20 protein-coding genes are annotated in these 21,542 nt (G+C 70.5%); 17 read left to right on the forward strand and 3 right to left on the reverse strand.

Annotated features, from left to right (window positions below):
* Nucleotides 1-104 precede the first annotated feature (104 nt).
* The 11 genes from AB0F81_RS00090 to AB0F81_RS00140 all read left to right on the forward strand — a co-directional run bounded on the left by AB0F81_RS00090 (nucleotide 105) and on the right by AB0F81_RS00140 (nucleotide 12,271).
* Nucleotides 105-1,214: a hypothetical protein gene (locus tag AB0F81_RS00090; protein ID WP_360188472.1), complete on the forward strand. Its 1,110-nt coding sequence runs from the start codon at nucleotides 105-107 to the stop codon at nucleotides 1,212-1,214.
* Nucleotides 1,201-4,362, forward strand: coding sequence for a nitrate- and nitrite sensing domain-containing protein (locus AB0F81_RS00095; protein ID WP_360188475.1), 3,162 nt, complete (start codon nucleotides 1,201-1,203; stop codon nucleotides 4,360-4,362). Before AB0F81_RS00090 ends, AB0F81_RS00095 begins: the two co-directional genes overlap by 14 nt.
* A complete protein-coding gene (locus tag AB0F81_RS00100; protein ID WP_014695083.1) occupies nucleotides 4,359-4,805 on the forward strand; it encodes a roadblock/LC7 domain-containing protein in 447 nt (148 codons plus the stop codon). Before AB0F81_RS00095 ends, AB0F81_RS00100 begins: the two co-directional genes overlap by 4 nt.
* Entirely contained in the window at nucleotides 4,802-5,263 is a 462-nt protein-coding gene (locus tag AB0F81_RS00105) for a DUF742 domain-containing protein (RefSeq protein WP_360188480.1), read from the forward strand. The genes AB0F81_RS00100 and AB0F81_RS00105 overlap by 4 nt, the downstream gene beginning before the upstream one ends.
* Nucleotides 5,241-5,867 (forward strand): ATP/GTP-binding protein, encoded by a 627-nt coding sequence (locus AB0F81_RS00110; RefSeq protein ID WP_360188483.1) that lies wholly within the window; start codon nucleotides 5,241-5,243, stop codon nucleotides 5,865-5,867. Before AB0F81_RS00105 ends, AB0F81_RS00110 begins: the two co-directional genes overlap by 23 nt.
* 96 nt (nucleotides 5,868-5,963) lie before the next feature.
* Entirely contained in the window at nucleotides 5,964-6,941 is a 978-nt protein-coding gene (locus tag AB0F81_RS00115) for a hypothetical protein (RefSeq protein WP_360188486.1), read from the forward strand.
* A gap of 352 nt (nucleotides 6,942-7,293) precedes the next feature.
* Complete coding sequence (locus tag AB0F81_RS00120; protein ID WP_360188489.1) at nucleotides 7,294-8,625, forward strand: glycosyltransferase family 2 protein; 1,332 nt, start codon at nucleotides 7,294-7,296, stop codon at nucleotides 8,623-8,625.
* 41 nt (nucleotides 8,626-8,666) lie between these two features.
* Nucleotides 8,667-9,848 carry a UDP-N-acetylglucosamine 2-epimerase (non-hydrolyzing) gene (wecB, locus tag AB0F81_RS00125; RefSeq protein WP_360188492.1) on the forward strand — a complete coding sequence of 394 codons (1,182 nt, stop codon included), beginning with the start codon at nucleotides 8,667-8,669 and terminating at the stop codon, nucleotides 9,846-9,848.
* Nucleotides 9,848-11,446 (forward strand): polysaccharide deacetylase family protein, encoded by a 1,599-nt coding sequence (locus tag AB0F81_RS00130; protein ID WP_360188495.1) that lies wholly within the window; start codon nucleotides 9,848-9,850, stop codon nucleotides 11,444-11,446. The genes wecB and AB0F81_RS00130 overlap by 1 nt, the downstream gene beginning before the upstream one ends.
* 5 nt (nucleotides 11,447-11,451) lie before the next feature.
* Nucleotides 11,452-11,802: a hypothetical protein gene (locus AB0F81_RS00135; protein ID WP_360188498.1), complete on the forward strand. Its 351-nt coding sequence runs from the start codon at nucleotides 11,452-11,454 to the stop codon at nucleotides 11,800-11,802.
* A gap of 37 nt (nucleotides 11,803-11,839) precedes the next feature.
* Nucleotides 11,840-12,271: a VOC family protein gene (locus AB0F81_RS00140; RefSeq protein WP_360188501.1), complete on the forward strand. Its 432-nt coding sequence runs from the start codon at nucleotides 11,840-11,842 to the stop codon at nucleotides 12,269-12,271.
* Here AB0F81_RS00140 and AB0F81_RS00145 read toward each other — a convergent pair.
* Nucleotides 12,264-13,022: a dienelactone hydrolase family protein gene (locus AB0F81_RS00145; RefSeq protein ID WP_360188504.1), complete on the reverse strand. Its 759-nt coding sequence runs from the start codon at nucleotides 13,020-13,022 to the stop codon at nucleotides 12,264-12,266. The genes AB0F81_RS00140 and AB0F81_RS00145 overlap by 8 nt on opposite strands.
* An 89-nt stretch (nucleotides 13,023-13,111) precedes the next feature.
* Here AB0F81_RS00145 and AB0F81_RS00150 point away from each other — a divergent pair, with 89 nt between their 5' ends.
* Nucleotides 13,112-13,669, forward strand: a complete 558-nt coding sequence (locus AB0F81_RS00150) for a helix-turn-helix domain-containing protein (RefSeq protein WP_360188507.1) — start codon at nucleotides 13,112-13,114, stop codon at nucleotides 13,667-13,669.
* A gap of 140 nt (nucleotides 13,670-13,809) precedes the next feature.
* Here the strand turns inward: AB0F81_RS00150 and AB0F81_RS00155 are convergent, their stop codons facing one another.
* The gene (locus AB0F81_RS00155; RefSeq protein ID WP_360188510.1) at nucleotides 13,810-14,412 is read right to left on the reverse strand and encodes a TetR family transcriptional regulator; all 603 of its coding nucleotides are present in this window, start codon (nucleotides 14,410-14,412) and stop codon (nucleotides 13,810-13,812) included.
* A 104-nt stretch (nucleotides 14,413-14,516) separates the two neighbouring features.
* On the opposite strand from AB0F81_RS00155, the gene AB0F81_RS00160 reads away from it, so the two are divergent.
* From AB0F81_RS00160 to AB0F81_RS00175, 4 genes are all read left to right on the forward strand, one after another.
* Nucleotides 14,517-14,963, forward strand: a complete 447-nt coding sequence (locus tag AB0F81_RS00160) for a MarR family transcriptional regulator (RefSeq protein WP_360188513.1) — start codon at nucleotides 14,517-14,519, stop codon at nucleotides 14,961-14,963.
* Nucleotides 14,960-16,525 carry an MDR family MFS transporter gene (locus AB0F81_RS00165; protein WP_360188516.1) on the forward strand — a complete coding sequence of 522 codons (1,566 nt, stop codon included), beginning with the start codon at nucleotides 14,960-14,962 and terminating at the stop codon, nucleotides 16,523-16,525. Before AB0F81_RS00160 ends, AB0F81_RS00165 begins: the two co-directional genes overlap by 4 nt.
* A gap of 529 nt (nucleotides 16,526-17,054) precedes the next feature.
* Nucleotides 17,055-18,656 (forward strand): diguanylate cyclase, encoded by a 1,602-nt coding sequence (locus AB0F81_RS00170; protein WP_360188519.1) that lies wholly within the window; start codon nucleotides 17,055-17,057, stop codon nucleotides 18,654-18,656.
* A 115-nt stretch (nucleotides 18,657-18,771) separates the two neighbouring features.
* Nucleotides 18,772-19,599 carry an SAM-dependent methyltransferase gene (locus AB0F81_RS00175; RefSeq protein ID WP_360188522.1) on the forward strand — a complete coding sequence of 276 codons (828 nt, stop codon included), beginning with the start codon at nucleotides 18,772-18,774 and terminating at the stop codon, nucleotides 19,597-19,599.
* Nucleotides 19,600-20,107: 508 nt separating this feature from the next.
* On the opposite strand, the gene AB0F81_RS00180 is transcribed toward AB0F81_RS00175, so the two are convergent.
* The gene (locus tag AB0F81_RS00180) at nucleotides 20,108-20,356 is read right to left on the reverse strand and encodes a hypothetical protein (protein WP_360188525.1); all 249 of its coding nucleotides are present in this window, start codon (nucleotides 20,354-20,356) and stop codon (nucleotides 20,108-20,110) included.
* A gap of 628 nt (nucleotides 20,357-20,984) precedes the next feature.
* Between AB0F81_RS00180 and AB0F81_RS00185 the strand changes: the two genes are divergently transcribed.
* Nucleotides 20,985-21,221, forward strand: coding sequence for a DUF397 domain-containing protein (locus AB0F81_RS00185; RefSeq protein ID WP_360188528.1), 237 nt, complete (start codon nucleotides 20,985-20,987; stop codon nucleotides 21,219-21,221).
* The last annotated feature ends 321 nt before the right edge of the window (nucleotides 21,222-21,542 follow it).

The following is a 21,542-nucleotide window of genomic DNA, read 5'->3' on the forward strand; positions in this document are numbered from 1 at the left end:
CCCAATGGCCCATCGCGTGTGCATGGCGGAGGACGAAAGCAATGTCAGTCTCGGTGAACAGCCGGCGAAGCCGTTTACGTTCCGCCCTCGCGGTCGTGCTCACGGTGCTCGTCGTTTTGCCGACCGCAGCCCTGTTCCTGCGTGTCCTGGATGAGACCTCGGAACAGAAGAACGAGACGAATCTCGCGAAGCAGGGCGTGGAGTACCTCGGCGCCCTCGGTGGCCTGGTCACCTCGCTGGCCGAGTCGCAGTCGTCCGCCCTCCAGAACGTCCACGCGGAGCCGGCCTCACTGACCGCCGCCGTCGCGCGTGTGCAGGGCGTCGACGAGCGCCTCGGTGAGGACCTCGGCACCACGCAGCGCTGGTCCGGCCTGAAGGAGAAGATCGGTCGCCTCCCCGGCGTCACCGGCGACTCGGCGACCATCTACGAAGCCCACGTCGAGGTCTCCGACCTGGCGCTGGAGCTCTACGCGGAGGTCCGGGACAGCTCGCTGCTCAACCGGGACCCGGACAGCGACATCTGGTACCTGCAGGAGGCCGTCGCGGTCAACATGCCGGAAGCCGTCACCCACGTGAGCCGGATGGGCGACATGGCGAACCGGGTGGCCGCCGCCAAGACCCGGCAGAAGCCGCCGCTGCAGATCGAGTTCGGCTACGAGGTCCTCGCCGTGCAGGACGTCGCCGCCGAGCTGACCGACAACCTGCAGGAAGCCGCGAACGTCACGACCAGCGCCACCCTGAGCGGCAACCTGGTGAACAACCTGGACCGGTTCCGGCGGGGTATCGAGGCCGCCAACCGTGGCGCCAACTTCGGCGGCCCGCCGAACGTCTCGGCCATGGTGACCGCGCAGAGCACGCTGACCACCGCGCTGACCGCGCTGTCCGGTGTCGTTCTGCAGGAGATGAACAGCCTGCTCGAGGAGCGGACCGACTCGCTGAACTACCGCCAGATCGAGGCCTGGATCCTGCTCGGTGTCGCGGTCGCCCTGATCGCGGTCGCCACGTTCTGGACCCGTACCCGCGGCCGTCAGTCCCGCGAGCCGGCGGCCGACAGCGGCGACAGCAGCCGCGAGGTCTCGGTCCAGGGCGACAGCGGCCCCAGCAGCCCGGCCGGCGGTTACGGCGGCAGCCCGTACGACCCGGTTCCGAACTACGGCGACGTCCCCAACTACGGCGGCAGCGCGCGGCAGGAGCGTTCCGGTGCTCTTCGGTAAGTTCCGCATCCTGGGCAAGCTGGCCCTGTTGGTGCTCGTGCCACTGCTCGGGGTCGTGGGCCTGAGCGTGCCGGTCATCTTCGAGCGCATCGACGCGGCCCGCGTCGCCCAGGAGACCTCCGACACCGTCCGGATGGCCACCGAGGTGAGCTCGGCCCTGATCGAGCTCCAGGAGGAGCGGCTGCTCTCGGTCGGCTTCCTCCTCGGCCTGGTGGAACGGCCTGCCCTGGTGGTGCAGAGCGCCGAGGCCGCCAGCGCGGTCGCCGAGCTGGCCGACATGGACGTGGACGTTCCCGAGGAGCTGAGCCGGGCCATCTCCCGGGCGGCCACCCTCAACAACACCCGGCAGAACGTGCTGAACCGGGCGGTCACCGACCCGACCGCGATCGTCAACGACTTCACCACCGCGATCACCCCGTTGATCGACGGTCTCGGCCTGTCCACCAGCGCCGACCTGACCACCGGTGTCGGCCGCCAGGTCTACGCGCTCGACCGCGCCATGCGTTCCGACGACCTGATCAGCCAGGCGACCTGTTACCTGGCTGCCGCGGTGGTCGCCCAGAAGAACCCGCCGGCCGCGGCCGCGCTGCTCGGCGCCTTCAACGCGACGTTCAGCCAGATTCAGTCGATCATTACGACGTCGGAGGTCTACTTCACCGACGCGCAGTACCGGCTCTACATCAACACCCAGGACGCGTTCGTCTTCCGCGTGGGCCCGGAGTTCCAGACCACGGTGGCCAAGAACCCGACCCTGGCGCTGCGGAACCTGCAGATCAAGACGCTGTTCCCGTCGCTGGAGTCGGTGACGATCCTCGGTAGCTTCGTCGAGAAGCGCGTGGCCAAGGACGTGGACATCACGGTCAACAACAACCGGGAGAGCGCGCTGCGTCAGGCGTTCCTCATCGGTGGTGGCGCGTTCCTGCTGCTCATCCTGGTTATCACGCTGAGCATCCTCATGGCCCGCGCGGTCGCCCGGCCGCTGCGCCGTCTGACCGTCTCGGCCGACCGGATCGCCCGGGCCGCCGAGGCCGAGCTGGAGCGCGTGGCCGACGACGAGCAGGAGGCCGCGGTCCGCCCGATCCGGCTGGACCCGGTCGACGTCGAGGCCCAGGACGAGATCGGTGACCTGGCCCGCGCGTTCGACCGCGTGCAGACCACCGCCGCCCGGCTGGTGGAACGGCAGGTGCTCGGCCGCCGTAACGTCGCGCAGATGTTCGGCCACGTCGGCCGGCGTACGCAGAACCTGGTCGGCCGTCAGCTCTCCCTGATCGACTCCCTGGAGCGCCGGGAGACCGACAGCGACCGCCTGCGCGAGCTCTACCGTCTGGACCACATGTCCAGCCGTCTGCGCCGGAACGCGTCCGCGCTGGTCGTGCTCTCCGGTGGGGCCGGTGCGAACGAGCACATGGCGCCGCTGCCGCTCTCCGACGTCGTCCGTCTCGCCCTCGGTGAGATCGAGGACTACACCCGTGTCGAGGTCGACGTGCCGGAGGACATCGTCGTGGTGCCGGCCATCCTGGCCGACCTGACGCTGCTCCTCGCCGAGCTGCTGGAGAACGCCACGTCGTTCTCCCCGCCGCACACCACCGTCACGGTCTCCGCGGACGAGCTGCGCGGCGGCGCCCGTCTGGCGATCATCGACCACGGCCTGGGTCTCGCACCCGAGCGTCTGGCCGAGGAGAACGCCCGTCTGACCCGCCGTGAGCGTCTGGACCTGGCCCCCACCGAGGTGCTCGGTCTCTTCGTGGTCGGCCGGCTCGCCCGCCGGCACGGCATCGAGGTGACCCTGACCGACACCCCCGACGGTGGTCTGACCGCCTGGATCGACCTCAACCCGTCGCACCTCATCGCGCGGGTGGAGAACCTGGCGGCGGCGCCCGCCCCGGGCTTCCCGCCGGCCGTTCCGGCGCCGGTGGCCCCGCCGCAGATCCAGGCCCCGGAGCCGGTCGCGCCGGCGTACTCCGGTGCGCTGCGCGGCAACACCTCCGAGGTCGCGATCGCCAGTGCCGGGGTCCGTTCGGTGCCGGGCAGCCAGCAGCCGTTCGACCCGAACATGCTGAGCCGGGCCACCCAGACGCTGGAGTCGAGCCACTCCTGGAACGCGTTCGGGGGCTCGGCGCCGACCGCACCGGAGCCGGTTGCCGACCCGTACGCGGACCAGCCGGTCTACGACGCCGAGCCGGTCTACTCGCCGGGACGGGCGTACCAGGAGCCGGCCGCGCCGATCTACCCGCAGGAGCCGGCGATCGCCTACGACATGGGCACCCCGGTCGCCGGCCGGGTCCCGGCCGCGCTGCCGGAACTGCCGTCCGCCCCGTCGGCCGGCTCCGCCTGGAACAGCGAGCCCGTGCAGGCGTCCTGGAGCAACGAGCCCGCCCAGCCTTCCTGGAGCAACGAGCCGGCCCAGCCTTCCTGGAACGGTGAGCCTGCCCCGGCGGCCTGGAACAGCGAGCCCGCCCCGGCGGCCTGGAACAACGAGCCGGTTCAAGCGGCCTGGAACAACGAGCCGGCCCAGGCGTCCTGGGACGCGCCGGCTCCCGCCGTGGAGGCCCCGATGGCGTCAGCCACCCCGCCGGAGGCGCAGATCCCGCAGCAGCGCAGTGGCAGCGCCGCTCCGCTGCGCCGCCGGGTGCCCGGCAGCCAGCTGCCGGCCGAGACCGCCCGGCAGCAGCACGCCGCCGCGCCGTCGCAGGACGACGCGCTGGCCGCCCGGGCCGCGTTCGACGCCTTCGAGGCCGGTGTCAGCCGGGCCGTCTCGGACACCAGCGTGTCCATGCCGGCCCCGGTCGTGAACCCGGAGTGGAACACGCCGGCTCCGGCTCCGGCCCAGGCTCCGGCTCCCGCTCAGGCCGAGTGGAACGTGCCGGCTCCGGCCCAGGCCGAATGGAACACCCCGCAGTGGAGCACCCCGGCTCCGGCACCGGCAGCGGCCCCGCCCGCTCCGCCGGCGTCCTCCGGCGGCTCCCCGCTGACCCGTCGCGTACCCGGAGCGACCCTCCCGCGCGACGAACCGCACCGCCCGACACCACCGCCGGCCCCGGCCCAGCTGGACCCGGAAGCCGCGCGAGCTCTGATGGATCAGTTCGAGTACGGAGTAGCACTCGCGCTGAATGAAAGTCAGCCACAACACGAGGGACAACCGCGATGACTTCCCCCTACCCCACCGCGCAAAGTCAGCTCAGCGCCGAAGCCAAGACCTTCAACTGGCTGCTGGACTCGTTCACCTCCGGTACAGCGGGCGTGATCGAAGCCATTGCGGTGTCCTCCGACGGTCTGCTGATGGCCATGTCGGCGATCAAGGACCGGCCGAACGCCGAGCGCCTCGCGGCGGTCGTGTCCGGCCTGACCAGCCTCGCCGGCGGCGCCGCCAGCTGGTACCGGCTGGGCGCCCTGAACCGGGTCATCATCGACATGGCTGACGGGTACCTGCTGGTCACCGCGATCAGCGCCGGCTCGGTGCTCGGCGTGATCGCCGACCGCAGCGCCAACCTGGGCACGCTGGCCTACGAGATGACGCTCTTCGCCACCCGGGCCGGCGGCGCCCTGAGCCCGCGCCTGATCGCCGAGCTGAAGAACGCCGTCCAGCAATGACCTACCCGGACCCCGACGAACCGGTGCCTCCGGCGCGACCCGGAGTCCGGCCCTTCCTGCAATCCGGTCCGCAGCACTCGACCGGCGGCTACACCCCCACCGGGGAGCACCCGCCGGTCGAGCAGTCGACCAACAGTCTGCGCCCGTTCGTCATCACGCACGGGCGAACCGATGGAGGAGACCCCGACATCGGTATGGAAACTCAGGTGACGGTGGTGCCTGGCGCCCCGCCGTCGCGGTTGTCTCCGGAAACCAGGGCGATCGTGTCTCTCTGCGAGGAGAGCCCGATCTCGGTGGCTGAGATCTCCGCTCGGTTGCGCCTCCATCTGGGCGTCTGCCGAATCCTCGTCGGTGACCTTCGGGCCGCCGGCCAACTGGACGTCCACGTGCTGGACAACGACACACCTGACCCCGAGACCATCATGCGAGTGATCCGTGGACTTCGATCCATCAGCTAACCGCGTCGTCGGCACGGCGCGGGTATCGGGCAGTGCCCCCAAGAAGGCGCCGGTCCCGGTAAAGATCATCGTGGCCGGCGGATTCGGCGTCGGTAAGACCACCACGGTCGGCGCCATCTCCGAGATCTCGCCGCTCACCACCGAGGCCGAGATGACCTCGGAGTCCGTGGGCATCGACAACCCCGGTCAGGCGACCATGAAGACCGGCACCACCGTCGCGATGGACTTCGGTGTCCTCACCATCGACCAGACGCTGAAGCTCTACATCTTCGGCACGCCGGGCCAGACCCGGTTCGCGTTCATGTGGGACGACCTGGTCAAGGGCGCCCTGGGCGCGCTGGTCGTGGTGGACACCAACCGGATCGACGACTGCTACCCGGCGGTCGACTACTTCGAGCGGGCCGGCCTGCCGTTCGTGGTCGGCATCAACACCTTCAACGGCCAGATGAGCTACAGCATCGACGAGGTGCGGTGGGCGCTCGCCGTTCGTGAGGATGTTCCGGTCATCTCCTTCGACGCCCGGTTCCGGGGATCCGTGCGGGACGCGTTGCTGGTGGTGCTGGACCAGGCACTCGACAAGGCGATCCGGATGAAGTCGTCGTAGGGTGTCGTGCTGGTCGCCCGGTCGGAGTTTCCAAACCTGCCCCGCTGAGGGCAGAGTGGGAGTACCGGGCGACCGCGTGAGAAAGAGGACGGTGACGTGCGAGGCGGATTGGACGACGCGCTCGACAAGCTCGCCAGGCGGGATGAGCTGAGGCGCCGCGCCGCCGGAGAGTCCCCCGGCACCCCGCCGGCGGTGACCGAGCTGGTCGAGGCGATCGCCGGCGTGGTCTCCCGCCATCCGAACCTGAACGTCACGGTCGGTGTCGAGGGCGCCGGCGATCCGACGTTGCTGCACTTCGCCTTCGCCGACGGCGTGGTGCAGGTGAGTGCCGACCACACGGTCGCGGCCCGCGCCGCCGAGGCGCCGCCGCGGCACGCCGACTTCGAGATCGAGGTCGAGGAGGAGGAGCCGGCCGCTCCGCCGCGCGGCAGCCACGACGATCAGGACCGGTTCGGCCCCACCGACTTCGAGTTCTCGGAACCGCCCACCGCCGAGCGCCCCTTCGTCTCCCCGGCTGCGGCGTACAACCAGCCGGGCGCGACCGAGGAGCGGCCCGGCGCCGATGCGGCGCGGCACGCCCCGCATCCCTTCGCGGCTCCGCCGCCACCTGCGGTGCCACCCCACACCCCGCATCCGTACGCGTCCGCGCAGCAGCAGCATCCGTACGCGCCGGTGTCGCCATCCCCGGTCGCACCGCCCTACGCCGAGCCGCCCCGCCATCAGGCGCCGCCGGAGCCCGCCGCGCCGTCTTTCCCAGCCCAGCGCGCCGAACCGGCCGCACCCGCGCCGCCCTTCGTCGCGCAGCATCCCGAACCGGCCACATCCGCGCCGTCCTTCGTCGCGCAGCATCCCGAACCGGCCGCGCCCGCGCCGCTCTTCGCCGCACAGCATCCCGAACCGGCCGCGCCGCCCTTCGTCGCGCAGCACGCCGAGCCGCAGTCCGGTTTTCCGGAGCCGCTGGCGCAGCCGATCCCGCTGCAGGTCGAGCGCCCGGAGGAGACCGAGATGGCGGCCCGCCGGCTGGCCGCGATGCTGCGTGACGATCCCACCCTGCTCGACAACCCACCTGCTTGATCAGCCCCGCCCGGAAGGCCGCCCGCTGACGCGAGCGGCCTTTCTTCGCGGTCACTCGACTACGCAGAGTGCACGGTTGGCTCCGCCCATCGCACATCCCGGATATCACCCTCCGCAGTCACCCAAGCACACCATGAAACCCCCTCGAATCGGGCAAATCCTGCCCGGTTTCGCCAGCTCAGCGACGTCTGAGATGTCTGGGTTAGACCTTTTGGCCGATCTCCGCCCCCATTCCGCTCGCACCCCTTGAGTCACCCTCGGTAGTTCCTTAATGTCCTATTACGTCCAAGAGCGCGGCCCACCGCGCTCAACGGATATCACGAACAGTGATCAGGGCAGGGGAGGGATACCGGTGACTGCATCCGAAAGCTGGCTCGTCGCGGTCGCCGGCTACGCGATCCTGCTGGCCTGGCCGATCTCCACGGTGATCCTGGTGTGGTTCGCGGTCCGCTACGTCGGCACGCACCGCGCCTCGGTCGTCAACCGGGCGGTGGCCGGCGGCGACGCCCGCCCCGAGCACTTCTGGATCATCGTTCCGGCCCTGAACGAGGAGGCCGTCGTCGCCAACACGGTCACCGCGGCCCTGAGCCTGCGCGGACCGGCCGGCACCCTGGCCCGGGTCCTCGTCGTCGACGACGGCTCCGACGACCGCACCCCCGAGGTGCTCGCCGCCATCGACCACCCCCGCCTGCACGTGATGCGCCGGGAACTCCCCGAGGCCCGGCAGGGCAAGGGCGAGGCGCTGAACGCCGCGTACCGCTACATCGCCGAGCGCACCGCCGAGGCCGGCGTCAGCCCGGAGCGGGTGGTGCTCGGCATCATCGACGGCGACGGCCAGGGCAGCGAGAACATCCTGGTCGAGGTCTCCCGGCTGATGCGCGACACCCGGGTCGGCGCGGTCCAGGTGCAGGTCCGCATCCGCAACCGCAACAAGCTCCTCGGCGCGGTGCAGGACCTGGAGTTCGGCGCGATCGTCGACGCCTGCCAGAACATGCGCGACGTCCTGGACACCGTCGGGCTGGGCGGCAACGGCCAGTTCAGCCGCCTCTCCACGCTGCTGGCGCTCGGCTCCGCGCCGTGGTCCAGCTGCCTGGTCGAGGACCTGGAGCTGGGCCTGCGGATGCACCTCAGCGGGGTGTCCATCCGCTACACCTCCCGCAGCTCGGTCACCCAGCAGGCGGTGGTCGACGTACGCCGGCTCACCCGGCAGCGGACCCGCTGGGCGCAGGGCAACATGCAGTGCGCCCGTTACCTGGGCCGGCTCTTCTCCTCACCGCGGATCGCCCGCACCGCCCTGGTCGAGATGCTGCACTACCTGCTCTCCCCGTGGGCGAACGCGATGGTCACGGTGCTGCTCGTCGCGATGGCCGTGACCGGGGCGACCGGCCTGCTGATCGGCCACCCGGTGCCGTTCCTGCCCACCTGGGCCGCCCTCGCCGAGAGCGGCGCCGTGTGGATCACGGTCACCACGTTCCCCGGGCTGCTCTGGGCCCTGGTGCACAGGCACAAGAGGGGCGACGAGGGCATGCCCCGGATGCTGATCGCCGCTCTCGCGTACCCCGCGTTCTTGATCCTCGGTCTCGCCGCCACCTATCGGGCGCTGGGCCGGCAGGCCAGCGGCCGCCAGTCCTGGGCCAAGACCGAACGGCTCGCCGAAGAGCCGCTCGTGCCCGTCGCCGCCTGACCCCTCTGCGAACCCCCTCCCCCCGAAGAGAAGGCTCCCCCATGTCGCTTCGCGAAGTTCACCTGATCGGCGGCACCCGCCCGGAGGCCGTCAAGCTCGCCCCGGTCGCCCTCGCCATGCGTGAGGCCGGACTGCTCCGGCCGATCCTGCTGGCCAGCGGCCAGCACCCGACGATGGTCACCCAGGCGCTCGCCGCTTTCGGCCTGGAGCCGGACATCACCCTCCAGGTCGAGCGCAGCACCGGCAGCCAGGCCGAACTGCTCACCGCGATGGTCCGCGAGCTGGACGAGCTCTGGTCGGTACGCACCCCGGCCGCCGTGATCGTGCAGGGCGACACCACCACCAGCCTGGCCGGTGCGCTGGCCGCGTTCTGGCGCCGCATCCCCGTCGTACACCTGGAGGCCGGCCTGCGCTCCGGCGACCTGGAGTCGCCGTTCCCGGAGGAGGGCAACCGCCGCCTGGTGGCCCAGGTCGCGTCGCTGCACCTGGCGCCGACGCCGCTGGCCGCGATGAACCTGCTGGACGAGAAGATCAACGCGGCCGACGTGCTGATCACCGGGAACACCGTGGTGGACGCCACGTTGGCGGTGGCCGGCCGGAAGCTGCCGTTCGAGAACCCGCTGCTGGCCGATCGGGGTGAGGCCGGCCGGCTCGTTCTCGTGACCGCTCACCGGCGCGAGTCGTGGGGTGAGCCGCTCGACCGGATCCTCACCGCGGTCAAGGAGCTGATCGCGCGTTACCCGGACATCGAAGTGGTGCTGCCGACTCACCCCAACCCGGCGGTCCGCACGCAGGTGGAGATGGCCCTCGCCGGGGTCGAGCGGGTGACCGTCACCGACCCGCTGCCCTACCCGGACCTGTCCCGGCTGCTCTCCGAGGCCTACCTGGTGCTCACCGACTCGGGCGGCATCCAGGAGGAGGCGCCGAGCTTCGGGGTGCCCGCCCTGGTGCTGCGCGACGTCACCGAGCGGGTCGAGTCGCTGCACGCCGGCTGCGCGAAGCTGGTCGGCTCGGACACCGCGACGATCGTCAAGGAGGCGTCCGCCCTGCTCGACAGCCGGGTCCGCCGGGACGCGATGACCGCGGGCGGCAACCCGTACGGCGACGGTCTCGCCGCCCACCGGACCGCACAGGCCACCGCGGCGCTGCTCGGCCTCGCCCCGTTCCCCGACGCCATGCCCGTCCCGCAGAATTCCGCCCTCACGTCTGGAGCCGTTGCCTGATGCGTACCGCGAAGCTTTCCCGCCGTACCGTGCTCGCCGCCGGCGTGTCGGCCGCCGCGGTGGCGGCCGTGGGCCTGACCACCGTCGAGGCCGACGCCGCCGGCACCACCGCCGCCAAGGTCAAGACCGGCAAGGCCGCCCCCGGCGGCGGCACCGCCAAGACCCTCGTTCTGTACGACACCACCAGCGAGTACGGCTGGCTCGGCGAGGTCTACGCCGCCCAGACCGCCAACCTGGCCTCGCACTTCGGCTCCTGGACGGCCGCGCCGGTCGCCACCTACCGGGCCGGCGACCTGAACGCCTACACCGCGGTGATCTACCTCGGTTCCACCTACGACGAGCCGCTGCCGGCCGCGTTCCTGACCGACGTGATGGCCACCACGAAGTCGGTGACCTGGGTCTACAACAACATCTGGCAGCTCGCGGCCCGCGACGGCTTCGCCGCGAAGTACGGGTTCGCCAGCGGCACCTTCGACCTGGCCGAGGTCGCCGAGGTCGGGTACAAGGGCCGCACACTGGCCCGCAGCGCCGACAACAAGGCCGGCATCATGAACCTGCCGATCAGCGACACCGCCAAGGTCAGCACGCTGGCCACCGCGGTCCGGGCGGACGGCACCACGTTCCCGTGGGCGGTCAAGTCGGGCAACCTCACCTACATCGGTGAGATCCCGTTCTCGTACGTCGGCCACGACGACCGCTACCTGGTCTTCGCCGACCTGCTCTTCGACGCGCTGGGCAGCACGGCCGGCGAGCGGCACCGTGCCCTGATCCGGCTCGAGGACGTCGGCCCGGACGCCGACCCGGCCGACCTGCGCGCGGTCGCCGACTACCTGTACTCCCAGAAGGTGCCGTTCAGCGTCGCCGTCTACCCCCGGTTCCGGGACCCGCAGAACGGCGAGGACTACACCCTGGCCAAGCGGCCCGAGGTGGTGGCCGCGCTGAAGTACATGAAGTCCCGGGGCGGCACGCTGATCATGCACGGGTACACCCACCAGTACGGCTCGGTGGCGAACCCGTACGACGGCAAGAGCGCCAACGACTTCGAGTTCTACTCCGCGCACGTCAACGAGAAGGACTACGTGATCTACGACGGTCCGGTGGCCGGCGACTCGGTCGCCTGGGCCACCGGCCGGATGGTCGCCTCCGGCGCGGTCTTCCTCGCCACCGGCCTGGGCGCCCCGAAGATCTTCGAGTTCCCGCACTACGCGGCCAGCCCGGCGGACTACCAGGCGGCGCACGCCCTGTTCGGCAAGCGTTACGACCGCGGCCTCTACTTCCCGGGCGTGCTGACCGGCGCGAAGTACGACTACGCCCGCCAGTTCGGGCAGTTCTTCCCCTACACCGTCCGCGACGTCTACGGCTCGGTGGTGGTCCCGGAGAACATCGGCAACGTCGAGCCGGAGGCGTTCAACAACCACCCGGTCCGGCTTCCCGCCGACCTGGTCGCCTCGGCCGAGCGCAACCTGGTGGTCCGCGACGGTGTGGCGAGCTGCTTCTACCACCCGTACCTCGGCACCGACCACCTGAAGGACCTGGTCACCGGGATCAAGAAGGCCGGCTACACGTTCGTCAGCGCCGACTCGATGTTGAACGGCTGACCACCATGGACGTAGTTGATTTCTGGGTCCGGTCGTGGACCGCGGACGACCTGACCGCGGCCCGGCAGCTGCTTACCCCGGACGTCGAGACGGAGTGGAACCTCGACGCTCCGGTCGACGACGAGGAGCTGCTGCAGGTGCTGCACCGGGTCGCCGCTTTCGCCGACGGGGTCAGCGTGGTCGCGCGTACCGATGCGGTCGACGGCGCCGCGCTGATCTACGACCTGGCCGCGCCGTTCGGCACGGCCCGCCTGGTCGAGTTCCTCGCGGTCGAGGACCAGAAGATCACCGAGGTACGGCACGTGTACGACGTGACCGCGATCGACCGCTACTTCCCCGGCCTCTACGCGAACTAGGCCGATTTCTGTCCGCAATCCTCGGTAGCGTGCGGGCATGGCCTACGAGTTTCAGATCGCTGTCGATTCCCCCGAACCGCACAAGCTCGCCGACTGGTGGGCGGAGACCCTGGGCTGGCGGCTGGAGCCGCAGGACGAGGGCTTCATCAAGGAGATGATCGCCAAGGGCTTCGCGTCCGACGACGACACCCTGCGGCACAACGGTGCCCTGGTGTGGCGCGCCGGGCAGGCCATCCGTCATCCGGATGATCTGCCCGGCGCGCCGCGCGTGCTGTTCCAGTACGTGCCCGAGGCGAAGACCGTGAAGAACCGGCTGCACCTGGACCTGCGGCTCGGCGGCGAGGACCAGGCCGCGGTCCGCGACCGGCTGGTCGCCCGGGGCGCCACCTATCTCTGGTCGGGCAACCAGGGGCCGCAGACCTGGCTGACGATGGCCGACCCGGAGGGCAACGAGTTCTGCATCAGCTGACCGGCGCCGGCAGGGCCCGGTCCAGCAGGGCGAAGAGGGCTTCCCAGTGCCGCTGCTCGCCGCCCGGGTGGTACATCGCGGTGTCCGACATGGTGAACCCGTGCGGTGCGCCCTCGTACAGCTCCGAGGTGTAGGTGACACCGGCCGCGTCGAGGGCCGACTCCAGGACCTTGATCTGATCCGGTGTCATCGAGCCGTCGTTGTCCGCGTGTCCGAAGTAGACCTCGCCGGTGAGCGCGCCGATGCCCAGGTGCGGGCTGTCCGGCGCGTCGGTGACCACCCCGCCGGCGTGGAAGCTGGCCAGCAGGGCGATCCGCTCCGGGTGCGCGGTCGCCGCGATCAGCGCGTTGCGGCCGCCCATGCAGTAACCGAACAGCCCGGCCGGGCCCGGCGCGACACCCTCCTGCGCGGTCAGGAAGTCCAGGTAGGCAGCGGTGTCCGCGGCGACCCCGGCGGCCAGCGCCGGCATCATCGGCGCCAGCCTCTGGTACGCCGCCGTCCGCCGCTCGCCGTCCCGCAACTCGGCGGGCTCGACCAGCGGGCTGCGCGCTCCCCGGTAGAAGAGGTTGGGCGCCAGGACGGCGTAACCCCGCGCGGCCACCCGGTCGGCCATCTCCCGCAGCCGCGGCCGCAGGCCGAAGACATCCATGAACATCAGCAGGCCAGGGTACGGGCCCGGCCCGTCCGGCTTGACGAAGTACGCGTCCGCGACGCCGTCAGCCGCCGGGACGTCGATCTCGATCCGCTGCATTCCCGCACCTCCTGTGCCCTGGGACATGATCGGGGCGACCGTAACATCGGCATATTGGATCTCCGCCAGAAAGTCGTATCCTGTGGCGCATGGCCACCCGGCTACGCGCGGATGCCCGGCGAAACCGCGCCGCACTGCTCGACGCCGCCCGCGAAGTCTTCGCGGAGCAGGGGCTGGACGCGTCGCTGGACGAGATCGCCCGCCGGGCCGGGGTCGGCAACGCCACCCTCTACCGGCGGTTCCCCAGTCGGCGGCATCTGATCGCCGAGGTCTTCGCCAGCCACATGACCTCTGCCGTACGCCTCGCCGAACAGGCCCTGGAGCATCCGGACCCCTGGGCCGCGTTCGTCGGTTATCTCACCCGGGTCTGCGAGTTGCAGGCCACCGACCGCGGCCTCGCCGAACTGCTGGTGACGACCGCTTTCGACGACGACGAGCGGCTCGCCGCGCTGCGCGACACCGCCCAGCGGCGGGCCGTGGACGTGCTCATCCGGGCCCAGCGGGCCGGCCGGCTCCGCTCCGACTTCACCCGGCACGACCTCGCGCTGCTGATGATGGCGAACGCCGGGGTGGCTCAGCACTCGGCCGACCCGCACGCGTGGCGCCGGCAGCTCGTCCTGATCCTGGGTGGTCTGGCCACCCGCTGAGACCGCCGCGCATATCAGCGAGCGTCAGTGGGTAGAACAGCGTCCGGCGAAGCGCGGCTTCGGGACACCCCCGCCCGGGGCCGCGCTTTCACCATCGTCATCGTGCGGATGCGCACCCGGGATCCCCACGGTCGAGGGGGTCAGGCGAAGCCGCGGCCGGACTCGGCCAGGGCGTCACGGACCAGGTCACGGTAGGCGCGCTCGGTGGGCCGCTCGAGCCAGACGTTCAACGACACCCGGAGCGTGGCGAGGAAGACCGCGGCGATCAGCTGTGCTCGTACCCCGACGGGGTCGGCCTGACCCAGGCGGACCGCGACCTCCGCTGCCAGCTCGCGCTCCATCGCGGCGAAGGTCTGCGCTTGCGCAGCCGCCAGCGAGGGATGGCGGCGCACCAGCCGGCTCTGCGTGACCCACTCCGGATCGAGATCGCCGAGCTCGCCGTAGAACTCCGCGACGGCCGCGGTGAGCGCGGCCCAGGCCGGCTCCGCGGCCGGCCGCCGGCGGACCTGATCAAGCAACATCCGGGTACGCACGGCGTGGCCGTGCAGGAGAGCTTCCTCCTTGTTCGCGAAATAGTTCGAGAAGGTACGCCGGGAGACGCCCGCCTCGTCCGCGATCGCCTCGACCGTGACCCGCTCCGGACCGTGCTCCAGCGCCAGCCGCATGGCCGCCTCGTGCAGGGCCTGGCGGGTGGCTGCCTTCTTGCGCTCGCGAAGGCCCGGCTCGGTGGTCGGAGCACTCATGACCTGAGCCTACCGGCGTGTGATTCAGTTCCCAATGAGAAAAGTTGCGCACTGGGCAAGCTGAGCGGATAGTTGTATGCATCAAGCATTTCAGGGAGGCGGCCATGCGCGACGAGACGCTGGTGCAGGCCATGCACGACGTGCTCAAAGCGGTCCGCATGCTCAAGCAGCGGCCCACGACGTCGGTTCCGGTCGGCGCCCTCGGCGTCCTCGCCGCCATCCGCAACCACGAGCGGGCCGGCCCCGTGCACATGAAAGACCTGGCCACCGAGCACGCCCTCGACCCCTCCACGATCAGCCGGGCCGTCGCCATGCTGGTCCGCAGCGGTCTGGTCGCCCGGGTCGCCGATCCGGCCGACGGGCGCGCCAGCACCCTGCACCTCACCGACAAGGGCGGCAACGTGCTCGACAACGCCCAACAGCAGTACGAGTCCCGGCTCACCACCGCGCTCCGGGACTGGACCCCGCAGGAGATCGCTGACTTCAGCGCGGCCCTGCGCCGCTTCGCCAACGACTTGATCAACTCTTCCACTCTGGAGGCCGCGCAATGAGCGCAGCAACCGCAACCCGCGCCGAGGGCGGCCAGATGACGCACCGCGAGATCATGGAAGCCCTCTCCGGCCTCCTGCTCGTGCTCTTCGTCGCCATGGCCAGCTCCACCATCGTCTCCACCGCGCTGCCGAAAATCATTGGCGACCTGCACGGCAGCCAGACGCAGTACACGTGGGTGGTCACGGCGACCCTGCTCACCGCCACCGCCACCACCCCGATCTGGGGCAAGCTCTCCGACCTCTACAGCAAGAAAATGCTGGTCCAGGTCTCCATCGTGCTGTTCGTGATCGGTTCCCTGGCGGCCGGCTTCACGCAGAACACCGAGCAGCTGATCGCCGCCCGGGCGTTCCAGGGCCTCGGCATGGGCGGCGTGCAGGCGCTGGTCCAGGTCGCCATCGCCGCGATGATCCCGCCGCGGGAGCGCGGTCGGTACAACGGTTACCTCGGTGGTGTGCTCGCCCTCTCCACCGTCGCCGGCCCGCTGCTCGGCGGCCTGATCGTCGACACCTCCTGGCTCGGCTGGCGCTGGTGCTTCTTCATCGGCGCGCCGTTCGCGGTGATCGCGCTGGCCGTGCTGCAGAAGACCCTGCACCTGCCGGTGATGCGCCGCGACAACGTGAAGGTCGACTACCTCGGCGCCACCCTGATCGCCGCCGGCGTCAGCGTCATCCTGATCTGGATCTCCTTCGTCGACGACGCGTTCGGCTGGCTCTCCTGGCAGACCTTCGCCATGGTCGGCGCCGGTGTGGTCCTGCTGGCCCTGGCCACCTGGGTGGAGTCGCGGGTCGCCGAGCCGGTGGTGCCGCTGCCGATCGTCCGTGAGCGCACCACCGCCCTGGCGATCATCGGCAGCCTCGCGGTCGGCATGGCGATGTTCGGCGGCGCGGTCTTCCTCGGGCAGTACTTCCAGATCGGGCGCGGCTACAGCCCGACCGAGGCCGGCCTGCTGATGATCCCGATGATGTTCGGCATCCTGATCTCCTCCACCGTCGCCGGCAAGATGATCACCAAGAGCGGGCGGATCAAGCCGTACGTGGTGACCGGCACGATCGTCCTGGTCGCCGGGTTCGCCGCGCTCTCCGTCCTGGACCACGACACCCCGTTGTGGTACATCGGCACCGCGATGGCCGTGGTCGGCACCGGCGTCGGCCTCTCCATGCAGAACCTGGTGCTCGCGGTGCAGAACACCGTCTCGCTCAAGGACATCGGCGCGGCCAGCTCGACGGTCGCCTTCTTCCGGTCCCTCGGCGGCACCATCGGCGTCTCGGTCCTCGGCGCGGTCCTCGCCCGGCAGGTCTCCGACTCGATCACCTCGCAGCTCACCGCGATGGGTGTGCCGGCCGGGAGCAGCAGCGGGGGCAGCACGCTCGACCTGAGCGGCATGCCGGAGGCGATCCAGCACGTCGTCCGGGCGGCGTACGGCGACGCCACCGGCCACATCTTCCTGATCTCGGCGGGTGTCGCGGTGATCGGCGTGATCGCGGCGATCGCGATGAAGCCGACCAAGCTGCGCAGCACGGTCGACCTGAGCGTCGAGAAGGAACCGGCCTTCGCCGACTGAAGCCTTACCCCTCCTCCTCGCGGCGCCCGGATCCCCTGGTGGATCCGGGCGCCGCACCATGTCCGGGATCACCATCGGCGTGCCGGATTCGCCCGTTTACGCAGAGCTACGCTCGGGAAGCGGAGAGGAATTCCTCATCCCTGAGCAGGCAGAGTCGATGCTTCGGCCGAGCGGCGCTGCGGCGCGACTCGGGTCGGCGCTGCTGTGGGCCGGGCGGCGCTGCCCGGCTTCGGTCTGCGCTATCCGGCCGCGGCTGGGCACCTACCCCGGCTGCGGCCGGCGTCGGATCGGCTTGCAGCCGGCGTCTGCCCGGCTTCGGCCGGCAAGTGCCGGCTTGTGGCCGGCGTCGGATCGGCTTCGGCCAGGCAAGTGCCGGCTAGGGCCGGCAATGCCCGGCTGCGGCCGGCGTCGGATCGGCTGCGGCCGGCGATGCCCGGCTGCGGCTGGCAATGCCCGGCTGCGGCCGGCGTCGGATCGGCTGCGGCCGGCATTGATCGGCTGCGGCCGGCACGGGGAGAGGAGAACCGCGGTGGATGGGCTCGCGACTGATGCCGAGACGCTCTCGGCCGCACTCCTCGCGATCGAGGACGAGCGGTCCTGGGACGCGCACGCCGAGCTGGCGCGTTCTCTGGAGATCGAGCAGGCGGCGCTGGCCCTCGGCGACGAACTGCTGGTCGCCCGCGCCCAGCTCTGCCAGGCCAACATGCGCCTGCGCTCGGGCGACGTGTCCGGCGCCGCGGCGCAGATCTGGCGGGTGCACCAGTGGGCGGTCAGCCACGACGCGCGGCAGCTGCTGGCCCGTACCCACCTGGTCTGGTCGAGCATCCACCAGCACCTGAGCGACGCCGAGCAGGCCCTCGAACACGCGGTGCTGGCGGTCGAGCTGCTCGACGACGACTCGACGCAGCACATGCACGTCTGGCACCGCACCAAGCTGGCCGACGCGCTGTACGCGGCCGGCTCCATGGACGCCGCCCGCATCCGCTACCGGCAGGCCGAACAGCTCGCCGTCGAAACCGGGTCGCCGGCCCTGCTGTGTCTGCTGAACAACTACGCGTTCACCGAGTTCGACACCGGCCATCAGGAGCGCGCGCAGGAGGTCGCGGATCGCCTCCTGCGACTCGCCGCCGAACGCGGCGAACTCCTGGAACCGGCATATCTCGACACCATCGGCTGGATCCAGATCGGCAACGAGCGGTACGCCGACGCCGAAGCGACCATGCGGCAGTGCATCGAACGGCACGCCGAAGGCCGTTACGATGGTGCCGACGCGATGGCGATGTACCTGCTCACCCTGGCCCGGGCGCAGCGTGGGCTGGGCGCGTGCGAGCGGGCGCAGTCGACCCTCGACGAGTCACGGCGCCAGTGCCTGGAACGCGACCTCGGTGACCTTCTGGTACGCGTACATCAGGAGCAGGCCGAACTGCATGCCGCGCGCGGCGAATTCGCCGAAGCGTTCGCCGTGCACAAGATCTTCTTCAGCGCCTATCAGGCGCGGCACTCGGTGCAGCGGGAAGCGCGCACCCGGACCCGGCAGGCGATGTTCGAGACCGCCGAGGCCCGGCAGGAGGCCGACCGCTTCCGCGAGCAGGCCCGCCGTGACCCGCTGACCGGCTTGCACAACCGCCGGTACGTGGACGAGCGGCTCCCCGGCCTGATCGAGTCGGACCCGGCCCTCACCGTCGCCCTCGTCGACCTCGACCACTTCAAGCAGGTCAACGACCGGCTCTCGCACAACGTCGGCGACCAGGTCCTGGCGCTCGTCGCCGACCTGCTGGCCCGGGAGATCGCGATGACCTGTCCCGACGGGTTCGTCGCCCGAATGGGTGGTGAGGAGTTCCTGATCGTGCTGCCCGACACCACGATTCCGCAGGCCGCGCGCCTGCTCGACGATGTCCGCCGGGTGGTCCGCGGACACGACTGGACCCCGGTCACCCGCGGCCTGCCGGTCACGGTGAGTATCGGTGTAGCCGCAGCGTCAGAGGCCACCGCCCTCACCCAGCCCGCCCTACTGTCCACTGCGGACAGTCGCCTGTACGCTGCCAAGCACGCCGGACGTGACCGCGTCGTGTCGGCCACGGACCGTCGTGGCGACCGCCGGGGCTATGCCGAGCACGCTTCGGCTGCCTGACGCTTCCGCTGAGTAATCGGATCCGGTCGCCGGGGCTTAAGTCGGTCAATCGTTGCGGCTACGCTGGACGGACCGGTGAAGATCGGCAGCGGGGTCGAAGCGCAAGGAGGCGGCTGTGGAGCAGGGCAAAGGCAGTTCCCCATCGCGTGAGGTCGCACCACCCGGGGTCAACATCAACGTGCCGCACTCAGCCCGCATCTACGACTACTGGCTCGGCGGCAAGGACAACTTCGCCGTCGACCGCGGCGTCGGCGACGCCATGATCCAGGCCATTCCCAGCCTGCGTTACATGGCCGGGGAGAACCGCAAGTTCGTCCACCGGGTGGCCCGTGACCTGGTCCGCGAGCAGGGCATCCGCCAATTCCTCGACATCGGCACCGGCATACCCACCCGGCCCAACCTGCACGAGGTCGCCCAGGCGATCGCCCCCGAAACCCGGGTGGTCTATGTGGACAACGACCCGATCGTGCTGGTCCACGCCCGCGCCCTGATGCTGAGCCACCCCGCCGGCCGCAGTGAGTACATTTCCGCCGACCTGCGCGACCCCGCCTCGATCCTCAGCGACCAGGCCCTGCTCGACACGTTCAACGTGAGTGAACCGGTCGGCCTGACCCTCATCGCGATCCTGATGCTGCTCGCCGACGAGGACGACCCGTGGGCCAAGGTGGCCGAGCTGCGCGACGCCCTGCCGTCCGGCAGCTGCCTGGCGATCACCCACCCCACCGCCGACTTCAACCCCACCGAGGTCGACGCCGCGGTCGCTGCCGCCACGGGTGCGGGCATGACCCTGGTGGCCCGCACGCAGGAAGCCGTGTCCCGCTTCTTCGGCGATTGGGAGATGCTCGAGCCGGGCCTGGTCCCGGTCTCCAGCTGGCGCCCGGACGACCCGGACGTGGATCCGAAGGCGGCCTACTACTGGGCCGGCGTAGCCCGCAAGCCCTGAGCCTCACCCGGAAGGCCCGCCACCCACCCGGCGGGCCTTCGCCTGCTCGGTCCCGCCTGCCAGGTTTTTGCTGGTAACCGCCGGCGCCGCGCCCGCCGTACTCCCCGGCAGCGCGTAGATGGTCGGCTCCTGCCCTTCGAACACCGCCACCGACCCTGCAATCCGGAACCCTCAGCCGCCCCCGCCTGCGAATCGGTCTGGGCACCTTGCGGCCGGTGAGACTGCCGCGCTGCCAACCGCAAGCGGTTCGGTTTGTCCCGGGCTGCCTTACGACTACTGAGGCTGGCCCGTCGCCAACCGGAAGCCGGCCGGACTGGCGGGGACTGCCATGTGACCGCTGAGGCTGCCCACTGCCGAACAAGATCGTCGAGGGAGCGCTGACTACGGGCGTCCAACTACGGACTTAGCGTGCGTGAGTGCCAGCTGAGTGGATGGCTGCGGTGGCTGAAGCTTGGGGTTTGGACCGGGCGGGCGGCTTGGCACGGGGAACCGAACCGCCCGCCCGGCGTCAGACGGGCGTGCTTCGCAACACCCGCAAGCGCGGTCGCTTGCTGACCGGGGGCACGGGCAGGCGGCCCGCTCGGATCAGCATTTCGCGCAGCGCGCCCTCACGTCCCGCACGGTCGATCACGACGCCGCGAACACCGATCCAGATGTCGCCGTCGTGCGGGATGGGCTTGGTCCAGTCGACACGCACCAGGCGCAGCCGGATGGGGCCGACGCCGTAGCAATAGTCCGACTCGGCGAACTCGTGCACCGGCCAGCGCGGTCCACTTGGTCGTAACACATGGTCACGAACCCGTGGCGCGGAAGTCATCCACCTGGAGCGAGCCAGAGGATGCCCCGCGGAGCGCTGCCCGCGGCAACGAACGAGCTCACTCACTCGCGTCGGACTCACCTTCCTCGGCAGGTGGCTCGGGGGCGGGAGGCCCCTCAGGCCGGCTCAGTGCATACCTCACCCCTCCGAACCGGTGCGTCACCGCACTGGCCCGGGCCGAAGCCGCGACCACCTCGTCGGTGATCGGCTCGTCCCGGTAAACCGGAGACGGGTTTCCCCGGCGCGCACTCTCGGCCGCGCCGGGGTCTCCCGGATCGGGATGTTCCGGGCCGATGTTGGGTATCGACATACTCGTCACCTCTCGCTCAGACGCCCCCGCCAGGGAGCCTCGCGCCGAGGCCGCAGACGTCGCTCCGCGACCGACCCATCACCCAAAGATGTCACCCTAAGTGACCCTCTTTGGGAGCTCACGTGCGTTATCATGCTCAGAATCCCGTGACTACGCAAGGCCAGATGCACGTGCATTTGCATCGCCGCCCATTTAGGCACGCGGAGACATCGATCCCGGATCGATCGGCGATCCGGGGCATCACCAAGGGAGCTTGGAATGACCTACGTGGTCAACGGCATGCCCGCCGGCCAGCTGCAGGGAGTGACCTGGCAGAAGAGCGGTCGCAGCAACCCGAGTGGCAACTGCGTGGAGTGCGCCGTCCTGCCCAGCGGCGACGTCGCCGTGCGCAACTCCCGGGACCCCGAGGGTGCGGCACTGATCTACACCCGGGCTGAGATCGAGGCGTTCCTGGGCGGCGTCCGCGATGGAGACTTCGACAACCTGATCGCCTGATAGTTACGAAGCGCGACGGTCCGGCTGCGGCCGGACCGTCCTTTCACATCCGGCCAAGTTCGGTCAGCTCCGCCAGGGGCCGCTCCCGAAGCGGCTCCGCCGCATCACGGTCGACCAGCTCCGGCGCAACAACCGAACACCGGCCGCAACACCGCAGCGGCATCCTGACAGCGGCTTTGACGTCACATCCCGGCCGCAGCACAGTCGGCACCGCTCGAAGAGCACCCCAGCAAGGTCACTGACGCACCGTCCCTGACGGCCAACGGCCCCAGGCTCGACAGGTCACGTTGGAGATCGGCACCACCCAGGCGCGCGTGAGGG

The organism is Actinoplanes sp. NPDC024001, from assembly GCF_040638955.1.
GTDB lineage: Bacteria > Actinomycetota > Actinomycetes > Mycobacteriales > Micromonosporaceae > Actinoplanes.